Origin of the sequence: Neptunicoccus sediminis, from assembly GCF_001719615.1 — a bacterium.
GTDB lineage: Bacteria > Pseudomonadota > Alphaproteobacteria > Rhodobacterales > Rhodobacteraceae > Amylibacter > Amylibacter sediminis.
The window spans coordinates 152,913-169,737 of sequence record NZ_MDVX01000012.1 but is presented as its reverse complement, the minus strand read 5'-3'; the positions used below and the strand labels follow the sequence as shown (position 1 = coordinate 169,737).

General features: G+C 56.3%; 19 protein-coding genes. 10 read left to right on the top strand and 9 right to left on the bottom strand.

The window, feature by feature from the left end; translation table 11 throughout:
- Nucleotides 1-333 precede the first annotated feature (333 nt).
- Nucleotides 334-1,125 carry a LytTR family DNA-binding domain-containing protein gene (locus BFV97_RS13270; RefSeq protein WP_069300867.1) on the top strand — a complete coding sequence of 264 codons (792 nt, stop codon included), beginning with the start codon at nt 334-336 and terminating at the stop codon, nt 1,123-1,125.
- Nucleotides 1,126-1,137: 12 nt separating this feature from the next.
- Here the strand turns inward: BFV97_RS13270 and BFV97_RS13265 are convergent, their stop codons facing one another.
- Together BFV97_RS13265 and BFV97_RS13260 are read right to left on the bottom strand one after the other, a co-directional pair.
- Complete coding sequence (locus tag BFV97_RS13265; protein WP_069300866.1) at nt 1,138-2,043, bottom strand: EamA family transporter; 906 nt, start codon at nt 2,041-2,043, stop codon at nt 1,138-1,140.
- A 116-nt stretch (nt 2,044-2,159) separates the two neighbouring features.
- Nucleotides 2,160-2,426, bottom strand: coding sequence for an accessory factor UbiK family protein (locus tag BFV97_RS13260; protein ID WP_069300865.1), 267 nt, complete (start codon nt 2,424-2,426; stop codon nt 2,160-2,162).
- Between the two features lie 121 nt (nt 2,427-2,547).
- Here BFV97_RS13260 and lgt point away from each other — a divergent pair, with 121 nt between their 5' ends.
- Genes lgt through pgeF form a run of 3 tightly spaced genes read left to right on the top strand, consistent with a single transcriptional unit; the run spans nt 2,548 to nt 5,248 of the window.
- A complete protein-coding gene (gene lgt / locus BFV97_RS13255; protein WP_069300864.1) occupies nt 2,548-3,441 on the top strand; it encodes a prolipoprotein diacylglyceryl transferase in 894 nt (297 codons plus the stop codon).
- On the top strand, nt 3,438-4,487 hold the full coding sequence (locus BFV97_RS13250) for a class I SAM-dependent methyltransferase (RefSeq protein WP_069300863.1): 1,050 nt from the start codon (nt 3,438-3,440) through the stop codon (nt 4,485-4,487). The genes lgt and BFV97_RS13250 overlap by 4 nt, the downstream gene beginning before the upstream one ends.
- Before the next feature lie 2 nt (nt 4,488-4,489).
- On the top strand, nt 4,490-5,248 hold the full coding sequence (gene pgeF, locus BFV97_RS13245; RefSeq protein WP_069300862.1) for a peptidoglycan editing factor PgeF: 759 nt from the start codon (nt 4,490-4,492) through the stop codon (nt 5,246-5,248).
- Between the two features lie 469 nt (nt 5,249-5,717).
- Here the strand turns inward: pgeF and BFV97_RS13240 are convergent, their stop codons facing one another.
- Nucleotides 5,718-6,215 carry an Lrp/AsnC family transcriptional regulator gene (locus BFV97_RS13240; RefSeq protein ID WP_069300861.1) on the bottom strand — a complete coding sequence of 166 codons (498 nt, stop codon included), beginning with the start codon at nt 6,213-6,215 and terminating at the stop codon, nt 5,718-5,720.
- Nucleotides 6,216-6,417: 202 nt separating this feature from the next.
- Here BFV97_RS13240 and trxB point away from each other — a divergent pair, with 202 nt between their 5' ends.
- The 3 genes from trxB to BFV97_RS13225 all read left to right on the top strand — a co-directional run bounded on the left by trxB (nt 6,418) and on the right by BFV97_RS13225 (nt 10,121).
- Complete coding sequence (gene trxB / locus BFV97_RS13235) at nt 6,418-7,359, top strand: thioredoxin-disulfide reductase (protein WP_069300860.1); 942 nt, start codon at nt 6,418-6,420, stop codon at nt 7,357-7,359.
- 191 nt (nt 7,360-7,550) lie between these two features.
- Complete coding sequence (locus BFV97_RS13230) at nt 7,551-9,620, top strand: bifunctional sulfate adenylyltransferase/adenylylsulfate kinase (RefSeq protein WP_069300859.1); 2,070 nt, start codon at nt 7,551-7,553, stop codon at nt 9,618-9,620.
- Between the two features lie 183 nt (nt 9,621-9,803).
- Entirely contained in the window at nt 9,804-10,121 is a 318-nt protein-coding gene (locus BFV97_RS13225) for a hypothetical protein (RefSeq protein ID WP_069300858.1), read from the top strand.
- 59 nt (nt 10,122-10,180) lie between these two features.
- Here BFV97_RS13225 and BFV97_RS13220 read toward each other — a convergent pair whose 3' ends face one another.
- Together BFV97_RS13220 and BFV97_RS13215 are read right to left on the bottom strand one after the other, a co-directional pair.
- A complete protein-coding gene (locus BFV97_RS13220; protein ID WP_069300857.1) occupies nt 10,181-10,408 on the bottom strand; it encodes a DUF1150 family protein in 228 nt (75 codons plus the stop codon).
- An 11-nt stretch (nt 10,409-10,419) separates the two neighbouring features.
- Nucleotides 10,420-10,833 carry an Hsp20 family protein gene (locus BFV97_RS13215; protein WP_069300856.1) on the bottom strand — a complete coding sequence of 138 codons (414 nt, stop codon included), beginning with the start codon at nt 10,831-10,833 and terminating at the stop codon, nt 10,420-10,422.
- Between the two features lie 172 nt (nt 10,834-11,005).
- Here BFV97_RS13215 and BFV97_RS13210 point away from each other — a divergent pair, with 172 nt between their 5' ends.
- The 3 genes from BFV97_RS13210 to BFV97_RS13200 are packed head-to-tail and all read left to right on the top strand — an operon-like array spanning nt 11,006 to nt 12,833.
- On the top strand, nt 11,006-11,224 hold the full coding sequence (locus BFV97_RS13210) for a YdcH family protein (protein WP_069300855.1): 219 nt from the start codon (nt 11,006-11,008) through the stop codon (nt 11,222-11,224).
- 54 nt (nt 11,225-11,278) lie between these two features.
- A complete protein-coding gene (gene purE, locus BFV97_RS13205; RefSeq protein WP_069300854.1) occupies nt 11,279-11,767 on the top strand; it encodes a 5-(carboxyamino)imidazole ribonucleotide mutase in 489 nt (162 codons plus the stop codon).
- Nucleotides 11,760-12,833 carry a 5-(carboxyamino)imidazole ribonucleotide synthase gene (locus tag BFV97_RS13200; RefSeq protein ID WP_069300853.1) on the top strand — a complete coding sequence of 358 codons (1,074 nt, stop codon included), beginning with the start codon at nt 11,760-11,762 and terminating at the stop codon, nt 12,831-12,833. The genes purE and BFV97_RS13200 overlap by 8 nt, the downstream gene beginning before the upstream one ends.
- On the opposite strand, the gene BFV97_RS13195 is transcribed toward BFV97_RS13200, so the two are convergent.
- The 4 genes from BFV97_RS13195 to BFV97_RS13180 form a co-directional block, all read right to left on the bottom strand.
- Entirely contained in the window at nt 12,817-13,497 is a 681-nt protein-coding gene (locus BFV97_RS13195) for an esterase/lipase family protein (RefSeq protein WP_069300911.1), read from the bottom strand. The two genes, BFV97_RS13200 and BFV97_RS13195, sit on opposite strands and share 17 nt — an antisense overlap.
- An 85-nt stretch (nt 13,498-13,582) precedes the next feature.
- A complete protein-coding gene (locus BFV97_RS13190; RefSeq protein ID WP_069300910.1) occupies nt 13,583-14,422 on the bottom strand; it encodes a DMT family transporter in 840 nt (279 codons plus the stop codon).
- 265 nt (nt 14,423-14,687) lie between these two features.
- Nucleotides 14,688-16,337, bottom strand: a complete 1,650-nt coding sequence (groL, locus tag BFV97_RS13185; protein ID WP_069300852.1) for a chaperonin GroEL — start codon at nt 16,335-16,337, stop codon at nt 14,688-14,690.
- Between the two features lie 33 nt (nt 16,338-16,370).
- Nucleotides 16,371-16,658 (bottom strand): co-chaperone GroES, encoded by a 288-nt coding sequence (locus BFV97_RS13180; protein ID WP_069300851.1) that lies wholly within the window; start codon nt 16,656-16,658, stop codon nt 16,371-16,373.
- Nucleotides 16,659-16,825 lie beyond the last annotated feature (167 nt).

The following is a 16,825-nucleotide window of genomic DNA, read 5'->3' as shown; positions in this document are numbered from 1 at the left end:
CCTGATCATCACAACCGGTGCGGTGCACCTGACTGACCTGGAGGTGGGCAGCTTGCGCCCTGAAGTCGAGAATGTTTATCGCTTCAAAAACCCTTGTTTTCCAGCCTGTATTCGCGAAACGACACATATTCTTCGCCAAATGCACAGTGGTTTTGAAAATTCAAATTGGCGCTTCGTGAAATGCACCCCCTTGTTTCGACCTGTACCATTCACGCAGCGTCTAACGTCAGCCATAGACTGGCCACAGCACCGCCCCGCAGCTGACACATTTCCGCCTGATTCCTCTTTCATCATGGGGTAAACCACGAAAATCCCTGCAAAACGGGCCAACCCATGAATATTCACATCATTTTCTCCGGTCGGGACAGAAATGTGCTGCACGCGCTGCCGGCTGTAATGTGGCTGGCGAGTTGCCTTTACACGGTTCTCATCGTTTTGAACGCCCTGCCGCCGATGCTGTCTTCGCAATCGCCGGTGTCGTTGAAGAATATAGCCGTAATCCTGATGTGTATCCTGATTGTCTACCCTCTGTATCGCTTGGGATTTCTTACGCTGACGCGGATTTACCCTGACAGCCCGGTGGTAAAGCGCATCGCAGCGCTTTCGCTGATCTGTGTGGTGGCCGGCGCGCTGAGCCTCGGGCTCGCGCTGATTGCGGTGGATGTGTCGGGCAGCGCCCTCTCCCGTGCAGACTTGCGCTGGTATCTGCTGAATATGATGGTGGGAATCTTTTTGATGCCCGTGTTTTTCTTCATTATTCGCGGCAGTAATATCGTGCGCGAGCAGTTTACCCACGGCGGCAGCACACAGGCGGCACGGATGATCCTGCGCAAGCTCGGGCCGGATGCGGGCAGCAAACTGGTGCGGATGCAAAGTGCCGACCACTATGTCGAGGTGCACACCGAAAAAGGGCCGAAACTGTTGTTGATGCGCCTGTCAGATGCGACCCAGATGCTTGAGAGCTTTGACGGGTCGCAAGTACATCGCTCCCACTGGGTGAATTTCGCTGAAGTGACGGGCGTGATCAAACGGGATCGCAAGGTCTGGTTGCGGATGTCCGATGGTGCTGACGTGCCGGTTTCGCGCAGCTACCGCCCCGAATTGCGCGCCGCAGGAATGATCTGACCCGCTAAAGCTTCATAAAAACAGCACAAGCACCAGAATTGACAGTACCACAAAGCCGATCCCTGCCAGTTCCCTTGCAGTGGTTTTCTCTTTGAAAAACAGTGCTGAGGCCATGAAGGAAAAGAGCAGCTCCACCTGCCCCAGCGCCTTTACATAGGCCGCATTCTGCAAGGTAAAGGCCGTAAACCAGCCGAGCGAACCGATCATTCCGGACAGTCCCACCAAAGCCGTAATCCGCCAGTGGCGCAGGACTTTGGCGATTTCGCCGCGATCGCGCATGGCCAGCCACAAAGCCATGATAACAGTCTGAAAGGTTGTCACACACATCAAGGTAAAGACCGAGCGTAATAGAAAGTGTGCCTCCCCCAAGGACAGGGATGCCCCGCGATACCCGATTGCGGACACGCCAAACAGCGCACCGGAGGCCAGCCCGAGCCCCGCCGCCCCGTTGAAATAGCGCCTCCAGCCACCGCTGCCCGCATTCTGCGGCGGGTCGGACAGCAGGATCACCCCGACCAGACCGATAACAATGGCCAGCAGGCCAGAACCGGAAATCCCCTCACCCAGTATGATTACACCGATCAGCGCAGTTTGAATGGTCTCGGTTTTCTTGAACGTAATGCCCACGGCAAAGTTGCGGCGCGAAAACAGGGCGACCACACACATGGTCGCAATGATCTGCGCCACACCGCCAATCCCTGCGAACAGGAAGAAACGGGGCGGCATGTCGGGGATATGCCAGCCGTTGGCCTGTACCAGCGCCCACAACAGCGCCGCAGCGAGCGGCGCAGCAAACAGAAACCGCGCGAAGGTCGCGCCAGTTGTGCTTAACCCAGTGGCTTTCAGATGTTTTTGCAGCATAAAGCGCAGGTTCTGGCTGAACGCTGCGCCGATGGTAACGGGTATCCAGAGGTCCATAGATCAGGCCTTTCGCTTGATCCTTCAAACCACGCCCCTATCCAGAGGTCGAGGGCCAATCGACGCCAACGCATGCCCGAACAGGCACGCGACAGTGCGATCCGCCCCCAGCCGCCTTATTTCTTGGCGGCAGGCTTTTTGTCCGATTTGCCTTCCAGCGCATCAAGACGGGCCGACAGAGCCGCGTTTTCTTCGCGGGCTTTCTGGGCCATCAGACGCACGGCGTCGAATTCCTCACGGCTCACAAAATCGCGATCGGCCAGCCAGCGGTCCATCCAGCTTTTCATCGCTGTTTCCGCTTCGTTGCGCGCACCCTGTGCCACGCCCATCGCGTTAGTCATCACCTGACTGAGATCTTCAAACAGTTTGTTACGGGTCTGCATCGCGGCCCCCTTATCATTGCTGTGTTTCATCGTTATATGGGGTCGAAACAGGCAAAAGCAAAGCCCCAAAAGCGGAACGCGACCCTTCGCCCCGTGATGCGGCCGGAAAAAAGGCATTCCGATGATAGCAGCTCTCCCCTTTCCCGACATTGATCCGGTTCTGATTTCTTTTGACATCATGGGCTTTACGCTGGCGATCCGCTGGTATGCGCTGGCCTATATTGCCGGATTCCTGCTGGCGTGGGGCTGGGCCAACCGTGCGCTGCGGCGCGATTACCTCTGGATGGGGAACACCCCGCCCATGACCCCCAAACATACCGAAGATTTCCTGACGTGGGCTATCATCGGTGTGATTTTGGGCGGGCGTCTGGGCTATGTGCTGTTCTATTCCAAAGGTGCCTATCTGGACGATCCAGCCATGATCCTGCGGGTCTGGGAGGGCGGCATGTCCTTTCACGGCGGTTTTGCCGGTGTCGTCGTCGCAGCCCTGCTTTATGCCCGCAAACACTTTATTCCCGTGTTTTCGCTCGGGGATATTCTGGCCATCGGGGTGCCAATCGGTCTGGGGCTTGGGCGGGTTGCCAACTTTATCAACGGCGAGCTTTGGGGCCGACCGACAACGGCACCTTGGGGCGTGGTTTTTCCAAACACACCGGCCTGTCCGGTCGGCTGGACCGAAAGCGTCTGCGCCCGCCATCCCTCACAACTGTATGAAGCCCTGTTGGAAGGCGTGATTCTATTTGCCCTGCTCGGGTATCTCGCATACCGGCGCGGCTGGCTGAAAACGCCCGGCGCCCTGACCGCGCTGTTCTTTGCAGGCTATGGCCTGTCGCGCTTTGTGGTGGAGTTTTTCCGTCAGGGCGATTCCCAGTTTACCGATTTCTCAAATCCTTGGGGCCATGTGCTGCGCTTCGGGCAAAACCCTGACAGTTTCGGTCTGACCATGGGACAGCTTCTCTCGCTGCCGATGATCGCCTTCGGGATTGCCATGCTGATCTACGTGCGCCGCAAATGACGGCCCTGACGGAAATACTGCTGCGCCAGATCGGTCGGCTCGGCACGCTGAGCGTTTCGGAGTTTATGACCCAGTGTCTCTACCACCCCGATCACGGCTATTACACGCAGGCCAAACCGCTGGGACGGGGCGGGGATTTCATCACAGCACCGGAAATCAGCCAGATGTTCGGCGAGATGATCGGCCTGTGCCTTGCGCAGAACTGGCTGGATCAGGGGGCGCCCGATCCGTTCTGTCTGGCGGAACTGGGCCCCGGATCGGGCCAGTTGATGGAAGATATTCTGCGGGCGACAAAATCCGTTCCGGGGTTTCATCAGTCCGCAAGATTGCACCTGTGCGAGGTGAACCCGCATCTGAAAGCACAACAAAAGGCGCGTCTGGGTGAATTTGATCCCAAGTGGATCGCATCAACCACGGACTTGCCCGCCCTGCCCCTGTTCCTGATCGCAAACGAATTTCTCGACTGTCTACCGATTAACCAGTTTATCGCCACGGAAGGCGGCTGGGACGAACAGGTTGTTGCCGCGCAGAACGGGCAGCTTGTCTTTGGTCGTCGCCCTGCCGGTGCGGTAGAAACCGAACTGCCAAAAGACGCAGCCGCCGGCACTATTGTGGAGCTTTGCCCCGCTGCGAACGCCGTCGTGCAAGATATTGCGGCTGTGATCGCGCAACAGTCCGGCTGCGCCCTGATCTGTGATTACGGCGGTTCGGGCGGCGGGGATACATTGCAGGCGCTGCGATCCCATCAAAAGGTCGATCCCCTCAGCACGCCCGGTCAGGCGGACCTGACCGCCCATGTTAACTTTGCCGCACTGAAAGACGCTCTTCGCAACAGGCACGTCTGTGGCCCCATTCCGCAGGGGGTTTTTCTGGAACGGTTGGGTATCACCGCGCGGGCGCAGGCGCTGGCCGGACGGCTGGCAGGGGAAAAACTGGAGACGCATATCGCCGCCCATCACCGCTTGACGCATCCCGATGAAATGGGCGAGTTATTCAAGGTAATGGCAATCCTGCCCGACGGCGGGACAACACCGGCGGGGTTTTAAGCATGACACTGGAAATTCTGACGTCTGACACGCTGGCTCCGGTCCGCCACGGTTTTTTCACCCGTCGCGGCGGTGCCTCTTCGGGTATCTTCAGCGGGCTGAACTGCGGTCTCGGCTCTAGCGACCAGCGCGAGGTTGTGACCCTGAACCGCAAGATGGTCGCCAAGGCGATGGGCACCGAGAATGAAATGCTGGCAGGGGTTCACCAGATCCACTCTGAAAAAGTCCATGTGGTTACGCCCGACACCGTAGCAGAGCGTCCCGAGGCGGATGCGTTGGTGACAAATTGCAAAGGCATTGGCCTGTCCGTTCTGGCGGCTGATTGCGCACCAATCCTCTTTGCCGACGCGAAGGCTGGGGTAATCGGGGCGGCCCACTCTGGCTGGAAAGGGGCCATTGGCGGGGTGATCTCCGGCACGGTGGAGGCGATGGTGCAACTGGGCGCCAATCGGGATGACATCAAGGCCAGCATCGGCCCCTGCATCAGCCAGCGCAGCTATGAGGTCGGTCAGGAGTTTCTTGAACAGTTCATGGATGAAGATCCTGATTTCTCCCGTTTTTTCACCAACGGTAGCGGGGATCGCTATCTCTTTGACCTGCCCGGCTTTTGTCTGCACCAGTTGCGCGAAACCGGATTGGCCGAGGCCCACTGGATCGGGCATTGCACCTATCTGGACGAAAATCGCTTCTTTTCCTACCGACGCGCAACCCACCGCAAGGAAGCAGATTACGGACGGTTGATTTCAGCAATCATCCTGTAGATTCGGGACGGAAAATGTGTCGGCACGGGGTCGTATTTCGTCACATTTCATCCGGAACAATCGCGGCGGCATGGGTGATTATTAAACGTTCTCAGAGGTTTAGACGATACCGAAAGTTTGCCATAATCTTAACTTCAAAGCTGGCAATCTTCACAAAACCACCTTTTTCCGGAACAGTTTACGGCGCAATCCTTGGGTAGAACTGTCTTAACGAAACGATAACTCTTTAGGAGTAAGACAGATGAAGAAGAACAATCGCTGGATGAAATGGGTTCTCAAAGAATCGGCAGAGATGTCTCAGAAAGAAAAGCTGAAAGCAGCCAGCTAAACGCGGTTTACCCGCGGCGGTATTCCCTCAGGACGACGGTGCACGTCCCCCTGAAAGCTCCCCCTGCCCTTATGGCAGGGGCTTTTTTTTAGCCGGAGTTAATCAGATTACGCGCGATGCTGCGTTAGTCGTCATGCTGTGTTAGTCGTCAACCGAGCGGGCTTCCAATATGCTGAACGGCACCCCCGGTTCGTCCTTTGCCCCACGGATCACTAACGAGGTTTTGACACTCGCCACGTTTTCAGCAGCGGTCAGGTGGTTTGTCAGAAAAGTCTGGAATGTCGTCAGGTCCGGTGCCACGCATTTCAAAATGAAATCGGTTTCCCCATTCAGCATGTGACACTCCCGCACCAGCGGCCATTCGCGGCACTGGGCTTCAAAGGCGCTTAGATCGACCTCTGCCTGGGAATGCAGACCGACCATAGCGAAAACCTTCACCTCAAACCCTAAAACCCGCTCGTCCACTTCGGCGTGATACCCGCGGATAAAGCCGCTTTCTTCTAGCGTGCGCACACGGCGCAGACAGGGAGGCGCGGAAATGCCAACCCGCTTGGCCAGCTCCACATTTGTCATGCGTCCGTCATTTTGCAACTCTGCCAGAATTTTGCGATCAATGGGATCTAGTTTAATCGTAGGCATTTTATCTCCACAGCCGTCGCGGCAAATTACGCAGAACGCATCTGCTGCGCAATAATATTTCGCAGCTGCGTAATATTATTTCCACCGCTGCCACCTACCCCAGTCTTTTGACAATCGCAACAGCGTGACAATCCTCTGCTTTCCCTTCGTCCCTTGCGTCCTTATATAAGGCAAAACCCAAAAGACCGACCGGAGATTCCCCATGTCAGAGACCCGCCACACCCGCCTGTTGATCATCGGCTCCGGCCCTGCCGGATATACCGCCGGTGTCTACGGTGCCCGCGCTATGGTTGAACCGCTGCTGGTGCAAGGCATAGAGCCGGGCGGACAATTGACCACCACCACAGAAGTGGAAAACTGGCCCGGTGACACCGAAGTGCAGGGCCCCGATCTAATGATCCGCATGGAAGCCCACGCCAAGGCAATGGGCTGTGAAATCGTGGGCGACATCATCACCGATCTGGACCTGTCCAAACGCCCTTTCACAGCGAAAGGCGACAGCGGCACGACCTATACAGCGGATGCAGTTATTCTTGCCACGGGTGCGCGGGCCAAATGGCTTGGCCTGCCGACCGAAGACAAATTCAAGGGCTTTGGCGTTTCGGCCTGCGCCACCTGTGACGGTTTCTTCTACCGCGGACAGGAAATCGTCGTCATCGGTGGCGGCAACACCGCTGTGGAAGAAGCCCTGTTCCTGACCAATTTTGCCAGCAAAGTCACCCTGATCCACCGCCGCGATGAATTGCGGGCAGAGAAAATCCTGATCGACCGTCTGGAAAAGAACCCCAAGATCGAACCCCTCTGGTTCCACGAGTTGGAAGAAGTCATCGGTACTGAAGACCCTCTTGGCGTTGAAGCGGTGAAGGTCAAACACACCAAAACCGGAGAGATCACCGAGATCCCCTGTAAAGGTGTCTTTGTCGCCATCGGCCACGCCCCCGCCAGCGAGTTGGTGGTGGATCAGTTGGAAACCCATATGGGCGGTTATGTGAAAACCAAGCCGGACAGCACTGCAACATCTATTCCGGGCGTTTTCGCGGCAGGCGATCTGACCGACCACCAGTACCGTCAGGCTGTGACCAGCGCGGGAATGGGCTGTATGGCAGCACTTGAGGCGGAACGCTTTCTGGCAGAGAGCGAATAAAGCCGCCTAAAACTCGTGAATGATAAGCCCTGACGCGCACCGTCGGGGCTTTTTTAACTCATCCGTTTCCCCTGTGACACCTGAGACACATTTCGCTTAATCCACCCGCACTTGCAAAAAACACTTTGTCTGCAACGCCATTTATGCGATGCGTTCACGCGTGAACATACTTTGATTCGCAGGTACGGAAATTGCAAAGCGCAAAACCCAATAGTGATGAAGAAGATCAGCTCTTCCGGCTTCTCCGGCAGGTTGATCGTGCTTCCGACGTCTCGCAGCGCGCGCTTGCCGCTGGGATCGGGGTGTCCTTGGGTCGCCTTAACGCACTTTTGAAATCTGCGACCGATGCACGGCTGGTCAGGATCAGCGACCGCAACGGTCCGGATAAACGCCAGCGGTTCACCTATACGCTTACCTCACGGGGCGAGGCGGAGAAAATCCGGCTCACCGACAGATTTCTGGCACGTAAATTCGCGGAATATGACGCGCTGCATGCTGAATTGACCGGAACCACCTCCAATCTGGTTCCACTTAAACACAGGACTATAATGATGGAAAACAATCTCGCCCCTATTTCGGAGCTTTACGTCTCTCACGACAGTGCCGAAAAGATGAAATTCGAAGCGGCGCAACTGCCGTCTTGGGATCTGACAGCCCGTCAGGTTTGCGATCTGGAACTGCTGATGAACGGCGGCTTCAACCCGCTGAAGGGTTTCCTGTCGCAAGAAGATTACGAGGGCGTTGTTGAAAACATGCGTCTGGCGGACGGTTCTCTCTGGCCAATGCCGATCACACTGGACGTGCCAAAGTCCTTCGCTGAATCCGTTGAAATCGGTCAGGACATCGCGCTGCGCGACCCCGAAGGCGTGATTCTGGCGGTGATGTCTGTGACAGACAACTGGGCACCGGACAAAGCCCGCGAAGCTGAAAAAGTCTTTGGTGCGGACGATCTGGCCCACCCTGCCGTGAACTACCTGCACAACACTGCCGGTGAATTCTACCTTGGCGGCCCGATCATCGGCATCCAGCAACCGATGCACTATGACTTCCGCGCCCGTCGCAACACCCCGAACGAATTGCGGGCCTATTTCCGCAAAATGGGCTGGCGCAAAGTGGTTGCGTTCCAAACACGTAACCCGCTGCACCGCGCCCATCAGGAACTGACCTTCCGCGCCGCAAAAGAAGCACAGGCCAACCTGCTGATCCATCCGGTTGTCGGCCTGACAAAACCGGGCGATATTGACCACTTCACCCGCGTGCGCTGCTACGAAGCTGTACTGGACCAATACCCTGCCTCCACAACCTCCATGTCGCTGCTGAACCTTGCCATGCGCATGGCTGGCCCGCGTGAGGCTGTCTGGCATGGCCTTATCCGCAAAAACCACGGCTGCACCCACTTTATCGTTGGCCGCGACCACGCAGGCCCCGGCAACAACAGTCAGGGCGAGGATTTCTACGGTCCTTATGATGCACAAGACCTTTTCCGCACCCATGAAGAAGAAATGGGCATCAAAATGGTCGATTTCAAACACATGGTTTACGTGCAGGACCGCGCACAATACGAACCTGCGGATGAAATCGCGGATAAGGATGACGTGACAATCCTGAACATCTCCGGCACAGAATTGCGTCGCCGTCTGTCCGAAGGTCTGGAAATCCCCGAGTGGTTCTCTTTCCCTGCTGTGGTGGAAGAGCTGCGCCGGACACGCCCACCACGGGCACAGCAAGGCTTTACCGTGTTCTTCACCGGCTTCTCCGGTTCCGGCAAATCCACTATCGCCAACGCTTTGATGGTGAAACTGATGGAAATGGGTGGTCGTCCGACAACCCTGCTGGATGGCGATCTGGTGCGCAAGAACCTGTCTTCGGAACTGGGCTTCTCTAAAGAGCACCGCGATCTCAACATCCGCCGCATCGGTTACGTGGCCTCCGAAATCACTAAGAACGGTGGTATCGCTATCTGTGCGCCGATCGCGCCCTATGCCTCAACCCGCCGTGCGGTTCGCGAGGAAATCGAACAGTTCGGTGCCTTCCTCGAAGTGCATGTTGCCACCTCTATCGAGGAATGCGAGCGCCGTGACCGCAAAGGTCTGTACAAGCTGGCCCGCGAAGGAAAGATCAAGGAATTTACAGGGATTTCAGACCCCTATGACGTTCCGGAAAACCCCGAGCTGCGGATCGAAACAGAGAACACAGATGTGGACAACTGCGCCCATCAGGTTCTGCTGAAGCTCGAAAGCATGGGGCTGATCGCCGCCTGATCTGCGATCCTTAGACACCTGCAAAAACCCGGCCATCGCGCCGGGTTTTTCATTTCGGGCATGTGACCTGCAATTCCTTAAATCCAGACCGAGTTATCCAAAATTTCGACACAATCGGCCCGTAACCTTGGGACAGTTCAGGGGCTTGCAGCGCCCCTTGTTGTGAATATCGGAGTAAAGAGTATGCCAGTTCCATCCGGCCAAACCGACGCGTCTGCACGCGATCAGGCAAAGCCCCGCCCTGCATTTCCCCCTGTGCGCAAGGAATTTCCGTCACCGGAACAAGAGCCTGAGACAGATCAGACATGGACTGAGCGGCTGGCCCGCTTCGCGGCACAGGCTAAGCGTTTCCTGACAGGCATCCCGAAACCGGCACCGCTGCAACCTGACAGTGCCCGAAGCATTGAAGGACGCTCAGAAAGCCAGTATTTTGGCGCCCCGACCCGGCCTTTCCGCACAAGATCCGTGCAGGCCCGCGCCCTGCGCGTCAGATCAGAGTGACCAAAGCGGGAGCCTTCCCGCTTTGACCGTCACATTAACACTTTTTCAAGCGTTTCCCTTTAATGAACACTTACGGGTTCGAACTCGTTGGTTCGGGCCAGTGCAAAAGCGATTTCGCGGTCTTTGGCCAGCGCCAGTCGCTCTCCGCTTTCGGAATGGATGGCATAAATATGCTCGTCCCCGTTCAACTGCTCGCGCAGATCCTCGGGCAGATCCGAAAACTCAACCGGCCGCACATAAACTGTACGGTCATCGAATTTGAAGGGAAAATTAAACTTAACGTCCATAATCGTGCCTCCTACTTGTTATTGATTTCGATGGTCTGAACCACCGTTTCAGGAACCGAGCGGCGCAAATCCACGTGCAGCAACCCGTTTTCCATTGATGCGCCAGCCACCTCTACGCCTTCGGCCAGCACGAAAGAGCGCTGGAACTGGCGTGCGGCAATGCCCCGATGCAGGAACACGCGACCATCGCTGTCGTCCACCTGCCGCCCGCGAATGACCAATTGTGCATTTTCCAGCGTGATCGCCAGATCTTCATCGCGAAAACCGGCAACCGCCAAAGTAATGCGATAGGAATCATCGGCACTTTGTTCAATATTATACGGGGGGTAGCCTTCGTTCCCCGACTTTGCTGTGCGTTCAACCAGCCTATCAAGCTGTTCAAACCCGAGCAAAAACGGATGCGAGGCAAAAGATATCTTTGTCATACAGTAAGCCCTTTACGGTTAAGCGACTTTATCAGAGCCCCGAAAGCGGCGACCCTGTAAAGAATATGGGGCGGCCTTGCCGGATTCTCAAGAACTTATTGAAACGATTGGTTGTTAAGCGGTTTCAGATCACGTTAAGATGAACGCCCGTGACTTACTTTGCAGGACTTTCATGACATCTTCACCGCAGATGGATCGCACAGAGGTGCTCCGCGTCAAACTCGGGACCCGACGACAAGAACACAGGGATCTGGACGAGGCTATTCACGCGTTGCACGACAAAGGTCACGCCGATGCGCTGACGCTGCAACGGCTCAAACGGCAGAAACTGGCGATCAAAGATGAAATCCGCCGTCTGGAAGACGAAATTACCCCTGACATTATTGCCTAAATCCACATTTTACCTATAGTGCGGCCTTCTTTACCAAACAGGCGGATTTACCGGATGACACAGGTTAAAGTCGGGATCATCATGGGCAGCCAATCGGACTGGCCCACTATGAAACACGCAGCCGATATACTGGATGAACTTGGCGTGGCTTACGAAAGCAAGATCGTTTCGGCCCATCGCACCCCCGACCGGCTCTGGACTTACGGAAAGACCGCGGCGGAGCGGGGTTTACAGGTGATTATCGCCGGTGCAGGCGGTGCCGCCCATCTGCCCGGTATGGTCTCCTCCAAAACCCGCGTGCCTGTGCTGGGGGTGCCGGTGCAAACCAAAGCTCTGTCCGGTGTGGACAGTCTTTATTCCATCGTGCAGATGCCTAAAGGCTTTCCTGTGGGCACAATGGCAATCGGTCCTGCGGGTGCTGCCAATGCCGGACTGATGGCAGCGGCTATTCTGGCCAATTCCGATCCCGACCTTGCCCGAAAACTTGACGACTGGCGCACAGCGCTCAGCGCCTCTATTCCGGAAGAACCAGTAGATGACTAACCCCCTGCAAACCGGCGCAACCATCGGCATTCTGGGCGGCGGCCAACTGGGGCGGATGCTCTCTGTTGCGGCCTCCCGTCTGGGCTTCAAGTCCCACATTTTTGAACCCGGTGCCAATCCCCCTGCCGGACAGGTGGCGGACCACGTGACCACCGCCCCTTACGAGGACGCTGACGCCCTGCGAAGTTTTGCGCAATCCGTTGATGTGATCACTTACGAATTTGAAAACATCCCCGCAGAGGCGCTGGATCTACTTGAAACCCTCCGCCCTGTTCTGCCAAACCGTCGTGCGCTGGCCACCTCACAGGACCGGATTGTTGAAAAGGATTTCCTGACCTCGCTGGGCCTGAAATGCGCGCCCTATGCCAATGTAGAAACCCCCGAGGACCTGCAGAAAGCGGTCAAGCAGATCGGCGTGCCTTCGATCCTGAAAACCCGTCGTTTCGGCTATGATGGCAAGGGTCAGGTTCGTCTGACAGATAGCACAAATCCAACATCTGCATGGCAGGAACTGGGCGAAACGCCGTCAGTTCTTGAAGGTTTCGTTGATTTCAGCCATGAAGTCTCGGTCATTGGCGCACGGGCGCAGGACGGGGCTGTGACCTGCTTTGACCCCGGCGAAAACGTCCATCGCGATGGTATCCTGCACACCACCACCCTGCCCGCCAGACTGAACCGAAGCCAGCACACGGATGCGATTATCCTGACCGGACAGATCCTGAACGCGCTGGATTACGTGGGCGTCATGGGTGTGGAACTGTTCGTTACACCTCAGGGGTTGATCGTGAATGAAATCGCACCGAGGGTTCACAACTCCGGCCACTGGACCCAGAACGGCTGTGTAATCGACCAGTTCGAGCAGCACATCCGCGCGGTGGCAGGCTGGCCCCTGGGGGACGGGAAACGACATTCCAACGTGGTCATGACGAACCTGATCGGGGATGAGGTCAATGACGTCGCAACCCTGTCACAAGATTCCAGCGTCGGGCTGCACCTTTATGGCAAGGCGGATGCCAAGCCGGGTCGCAAGATGGGCCATGTGAACAAGATCACGGGCCCCGCTTGAACGCGCCGTATTTCAGGAAGTACTCTACCTGCTCATAGACCTTCGGGTTGTTCATCATAAAGGTGTGGGTCACGTGCAAAACGATGTGATCCGCCATTCCCTCCACTTTGGTGCTTTCCACACTGACCTTGCCGTCATTCGGCCCGTCGATCAGCGATGATAACAGCGGGTTCATCGTCTGGTCGCCTGCGATGATCCCCACCGGAAACCGCACCGGACCCAGTTTTGAAGGCAGACTGTCCGGCCCCGTGCCAAGCTGCATCCCCGCGACCCCGTTCCAGAACTCAAACCCCGGCACATCGTTCATCTGGTCCACGACCTCGGTGCCCTTGTTGGGCGGCGCAAGCATGACCGTCCGGCCCAGACGGGCCGGCACCTGCGAGACATGGGCCATGTAATACCGCAGAAGAATACCGCCCATGGAATGGGTCACAAAATGCACCTTACGCGCAGACCGGCACTGATACAGCGCGGCTGGAATAGCGCTGTTGGCCAGTTCCTCAATCGTGGCGTCCTTGCTGGGATAGTCAAGGTTTACAACGTGATAGCCGGCGCGCTTTAACCGCCACTCCATCAGGAGCATCGAGTTTGCAGAGCGCGCGAGACCGTGCAGCAGGATCACACATTCACCGGCTCGGGCGGCGGGGGCAATGAATGTGACCATTCCGAAAATCCAAACTACGAACAAGGCTGCTTTCATAATCCAGCATAAAGGCAGCGGCACCGGTTTTGTCAAGAAACCGGCAGAGTTACCGGCGGTTTGCGGCGTAAACCGAAACGCCAATCCCCCCGAGCACCAGCGCCGAGGCAATTGCGAATTCAAGGCTCAGAGGCTCTGCCAGAAACACAGCGCCGCCCAATGCGGTAATGACAGGTACGCTCAGTTGTGCCACGGCTGCACTGGCGGTCGCCAGTTGGGGCAGCACCCGATACCACAGCGCATAGCCAAGCCCCGAGGTCACAGCCCCTGACAGGACCGCAAGCATCAGGCCCCAAGGCGTGACATGCAGCGAGAAGGTCAGGAATAGCCCCAGTGCCACAAACGGCAGAGCCAATAGAAAATGCGCAGCCGTGGCGCCGAGTGGATCGGCTGTTTTTTGGCCGATCAGCGAATAGATCCCCCACCCGATTGCCGCAATCCCCATCAGCAAAGCGCTGACAGGATCAGGCGCACTGGCCGAAGGCGCCAGCAGATAGATCAACCCGCCAAAGGCAATCGCCGCGCCGAACCATTGTAAAGGCACAGGTGTCCGGCCCGACAGCACAGCACCTGCAAACATGGTAATCTGCACGCCGCCAAACAGGATCAACGCCCCCGTCCCCGCATCAAGCGCCACATAAGCAAAGGAAAACCCGAGCATATAGGCCGCCAGCCCGACCACAGCCCAGCCACGGGCAGGTGCGAGAAAACCCTCAAGGAGCCCCTGACGCATAGCCACCAACACGACCAGCATCGCCGCCCCGCTTGCCACGCGTACAAGGGCAAATCCGGCCGGATCAATCAGCCCGCCCGCCAGCCCCATCCGGTTCAGAACCGAATTGGCCGCAAAAGCAATCATGGTGAGGATGGTAAGGACGATTAATTGCATGAAACGTGTGAACAGAGATTTTACATATCCCACAATGCTATTCGCCCCCGCTCACACGTTTGTCAAAATAAAAACGGTCAAGGTGCCAGCTTCAAAGCGATTTTTGTATCAAACCCGGTCGCATAAAAGAAAAACGGCCCCGCGGTGTTCTGCGGGGCCGTTCTTTTGACTTTAACGTCGGTTTGGGTGGCCTGTTCGTGTCTTGGCGTTGCCGCCAAAACCCTGTCAGGCGGAACCGTTTTGGCCCGAAGGCCAAAGCCGGTTCTTACATCATGCCGCCCATGCCGCCCATTCCGCCCATGTCTGGCATGCCGCCACCGGCACCACCGTCTTTGGAAGGTTTGTCAGCAACCATTGCTTCTGTTGTGATCAGCAGGCCAGCGATGGAAGCAGCGTCTTCCAGTGCAGTCCGCACAACTTTGGCAGGGTCGATCACGCCGAATTTGAACATGTCGCCATATTCTTCGGTTTGTGCGTTGAAGCCGAAGTTCTTGTCGTCGCTTTCGCGAACCTTGCCGGCAACAACTGCACCGTCAACACCAGCGTTTTCAGCGATCTGACGCAGAGGCGCTTCAAGCGCGCGGCGAACGATAGAGATACCAGCGGATTGGTCAGCGTTTGCGCCTTCCAGATCAGCCAGACCTTTAACAGCCTGCACCAGAGCAACACCACCGCCCACAACAACACCTTCTTGCACGGCCGCGCGGGTCGCGTTCAGGGCATCGTCAACGCGGTCTTTGCGTTCTTTAACTTCAACTTCTGTAGAACCACCAACGCGGATAACAGCAACACCGCCAGCCAGTTTTGCCAGACGCTCTTGCAGTTTTTCACGGTCGTAGTCGGAAGTTGTTTCTTCGATCTGGCCGCGGATCTGAGCAACACGTGCTTCGATCTCTGCTTTTTCGCCGTTACCATCGATGATTGTTGTTTCATCTTTGGTGATCTGGATTTTCTTGGCTGTGCCAAGCATTTCCATGCCAACGTTTTCCAGCTTCATGCCCAGATCTTCGGAAATCACCTGACCACCTGTCAGAACAGCGATGTCCTGCAGCATGGCTTTGCGACGATCGCCAAAGCCCGGAGCTTTAACAGCAGCGATTTTCAGACCGCCACGCAGTTTGTTCACAACCAGAGTCGCCAGGGCTTCGCCTTCAACGTCTTCAGCAATGATAACCAGCGGTTTGCCGGACTGGATAACAGTTTCCAGCAGAGGCACCATTGGCTGCAGGGAAGACAGTTTCTTCTCGTGCAGCAGGATCAGTGCGTCGTCCAGCTCTGTTGTCATTTTTTCAGGGTTGGTCACGAAGTAAGGGGACAGGTAACCGCGGTCGAACTGCATACCTTCAACAACATCGGTTTCTGTTTCCAGACCCTTGTTTTCTTCAACAGTGATAACACCTTCGTTGCCAACGCGCTGCATGGCATCAGCGATTTGATCACCAATTGCTTTTTCGCCGTTTGCGGAAATGGTGCCGACCTGTGCAACTTCTGCACTGTCGTTAACCGGACGCGCCATGGATTTGATCGCGGAAACCACGTTTTCAACAGCTGTGTCGATACCGCGCTTCAGGTCCATCGGGTTCATGCCAGCGGCAACCGATTTCATGCCTTCTTTTACGATGGCTTGGGCCAGAACAGTCGCGGTTGTTGTACCGTCGCCTGCTGTGTCGTTGGTGCGGGAAGCAACTTCCTTAACCATTTGTGCGCCCATGTTCTCGAACTTGCCTTCAAGTTCGATCTCTTTGGCAACGGAAACACCGTCTTTGGTGATGCGTGGTGCGCCAAAGGATTTGTCCAGAACAACGTTACGGCCTTTCGGGCCAAGCGTTACCTTTACGGCATCCGCCAGAACGTTGACGCCTTCCAGCATCTTGTTCCGTGCGTCGGTGCCGAATTTTACGTCTTTTGCAGCCATTGTAGCTTGCTCCTATTCGTATTTCGGTTCGGTTTAGGAAAGAATGCCGAGAATGTCGGATTCTTTCATCATCAACAGCTCTTCACCGTCGACGGATACTTCTGTGCCGGACCATTTACCGAACAACACTTTATCGCCAACGCTTACAGCCATTGGGATCAGTTCGCCGCTATCTTTGCGCGCGCCTTCGCCCAGAGCGATGATTTCGCCCTCAGCCGGTTTCTCTTTTGCAGAATCCGGAATGATCAGACCGCCTGCGGTTTTTTCGTCGCCTTCAAGCCGACGAACCAGTACACGGTCGTGCAAAGGTTTGAGTGCCATGGAGAGTGCTCCTTAACTCTTGGTTACATTTCAGGGAGGCCATCGAGCCATTAGCACTCGCCTCCCGTGAGTGCTAACAGCGCACTATTTAGGAAGCTGCGTTGCAAGAGTCAACTCTTGCTTGGGAAGTTTCCCACCGCGAATTTTGCCCGCTACAGACAATGCGT

What these genes read in the sequence shown, in the direction of transcription:
- BFV97_RS13215 (WP_069300856.1), bottom strand. Translation starts at nt 10,833, where the DNA reads ATGACAAAGATATCTTTTGCCTCGCATCCGTTTTTGCTCGGGTTTGAA.
- BFV97_RS13250 (WP_069300863.1), top strand. Translation starts at nt 3,438, where the DNA reads ATGACGGCCCTGACGGAAATACTGCTGCGCCAGATCGGTCGGCTCGGC.
- BFV97_RS13270 (WP_069300867.1), top strand. Translation starts at nt 334, where the DNA reads ATGAATATTCACATCATTTTCTCCGGTCGGGACAGAAATGTGCTGCAC.
- purE (WP_069300854.1), top strand. Translation starts at nt 11,279, where the DNA reads ATGACACAGGTTAAAGTCGGGATCATCATGGGCAGCCAATCGGACTGG.
- BFV97_RS13195 (WP_069300911.1), bottom strand. Translation starts at nt 13,497, where the DNA reads ATGGTCACATTCATTGCCCCCGCCGCCCGAGCCGGTGAATGTGTGATC.
- trxB (WP_069300860.1), top strand. Translation starts at nt 6,418, where the DNA reads ATGTCAGAGACCCGCCACACCCGCCTGTTGATCATCGGCTCCGGCCCT.
- lgt (WP_069300864.1), top strand. Translation starts at nt 2,548, where the DNA reads ATGATAGCAGCTCTCCCCTTTCCCGACATTGATCCGGTTCTGATTTCT.
- BFV97_RS13180 (WP_069300851.1), bottom strand. Translation starts at nt 16,658, where the DNA reads ATGGCACTCAAACCTTTGCACGACCGTGTACTGGTTCGTCGGCTTGAA.
- BFV97_RS13265 (WP_069300866.1), bottom strand. Translation starts at nt 2,043, where the DNA reads ATGGACCTCTGGATACCCGTTACCATCGGCGCAGCGTTCAGCCAGAAC.
- BFV97_RS13260 (WP_069300865.1), bottom strand. Translation starts at nt 2,426, where the DNA reads ATGCAGACCCGTAACAAACTGTTTGAAGATCTCAGTCAGGTGATGACT.
- BFV97_RS13225 (WP_069300858.1), top strand. Translation starts at nt 9,804, where the DNA reads ATGCCAGTTCCATCCGGCCAAACCGACGCGTCTGCACGCGATCAGGCA.
- pgeF (WP_069300862.1), top strand. Translation starts at nt 4,490, where the DNA reads ATGACACTGGAAATTCTGACGTCTGACACGCTGGCTCCGGTCCGCCAC.
- BFV97_RS13240 (WP_069300861.1), bottom strand. Translation starts at nt 6,215, where the DNA reads ATGCCTACGATTAAACTAGATCCCATTGATCGCAAAATTCTGGCAGAG.
- BFV97_RS13220 (WP_069300857.1), bottom strand. Translation starts at nt 10,408, where the DNA reads ATGGACGTTAAGTTTAATTTTCCCTTCAAATTCGATGACCGTACAGTT.
- BFV97_RS13200 (WP_069300853.1), top strand. Translation starts at nt 11,760, where the DNA reads ATGACTAACCCCCTGCAAACCGGCGCAACCATCGGCATTCTGGGCGGC.
- BFV97_RS13210 (WP_069300855.1), top strand. Translation starts at nt 11,006, where the DNA reads ATGACATCTTCACCGCAGATGGATCGCACAGAGGTGCTCCGCGTCAAA.
- groL (WP_069300852.1), bottom strand. Translation starts at nt 16,337, where the DNA reads ATGGCTGCAAAAGACGTAAAATTCGGCACCGACGCACGGAACAAGATG.
- BFV97_RS13190 (WP_069300910.1), bottom strand. Translation starts at nt 14,422, where the DNA reads ATGCAATTAATCGTCCTTACCATCCTCACCATGATTGCTTTTGCGGCC.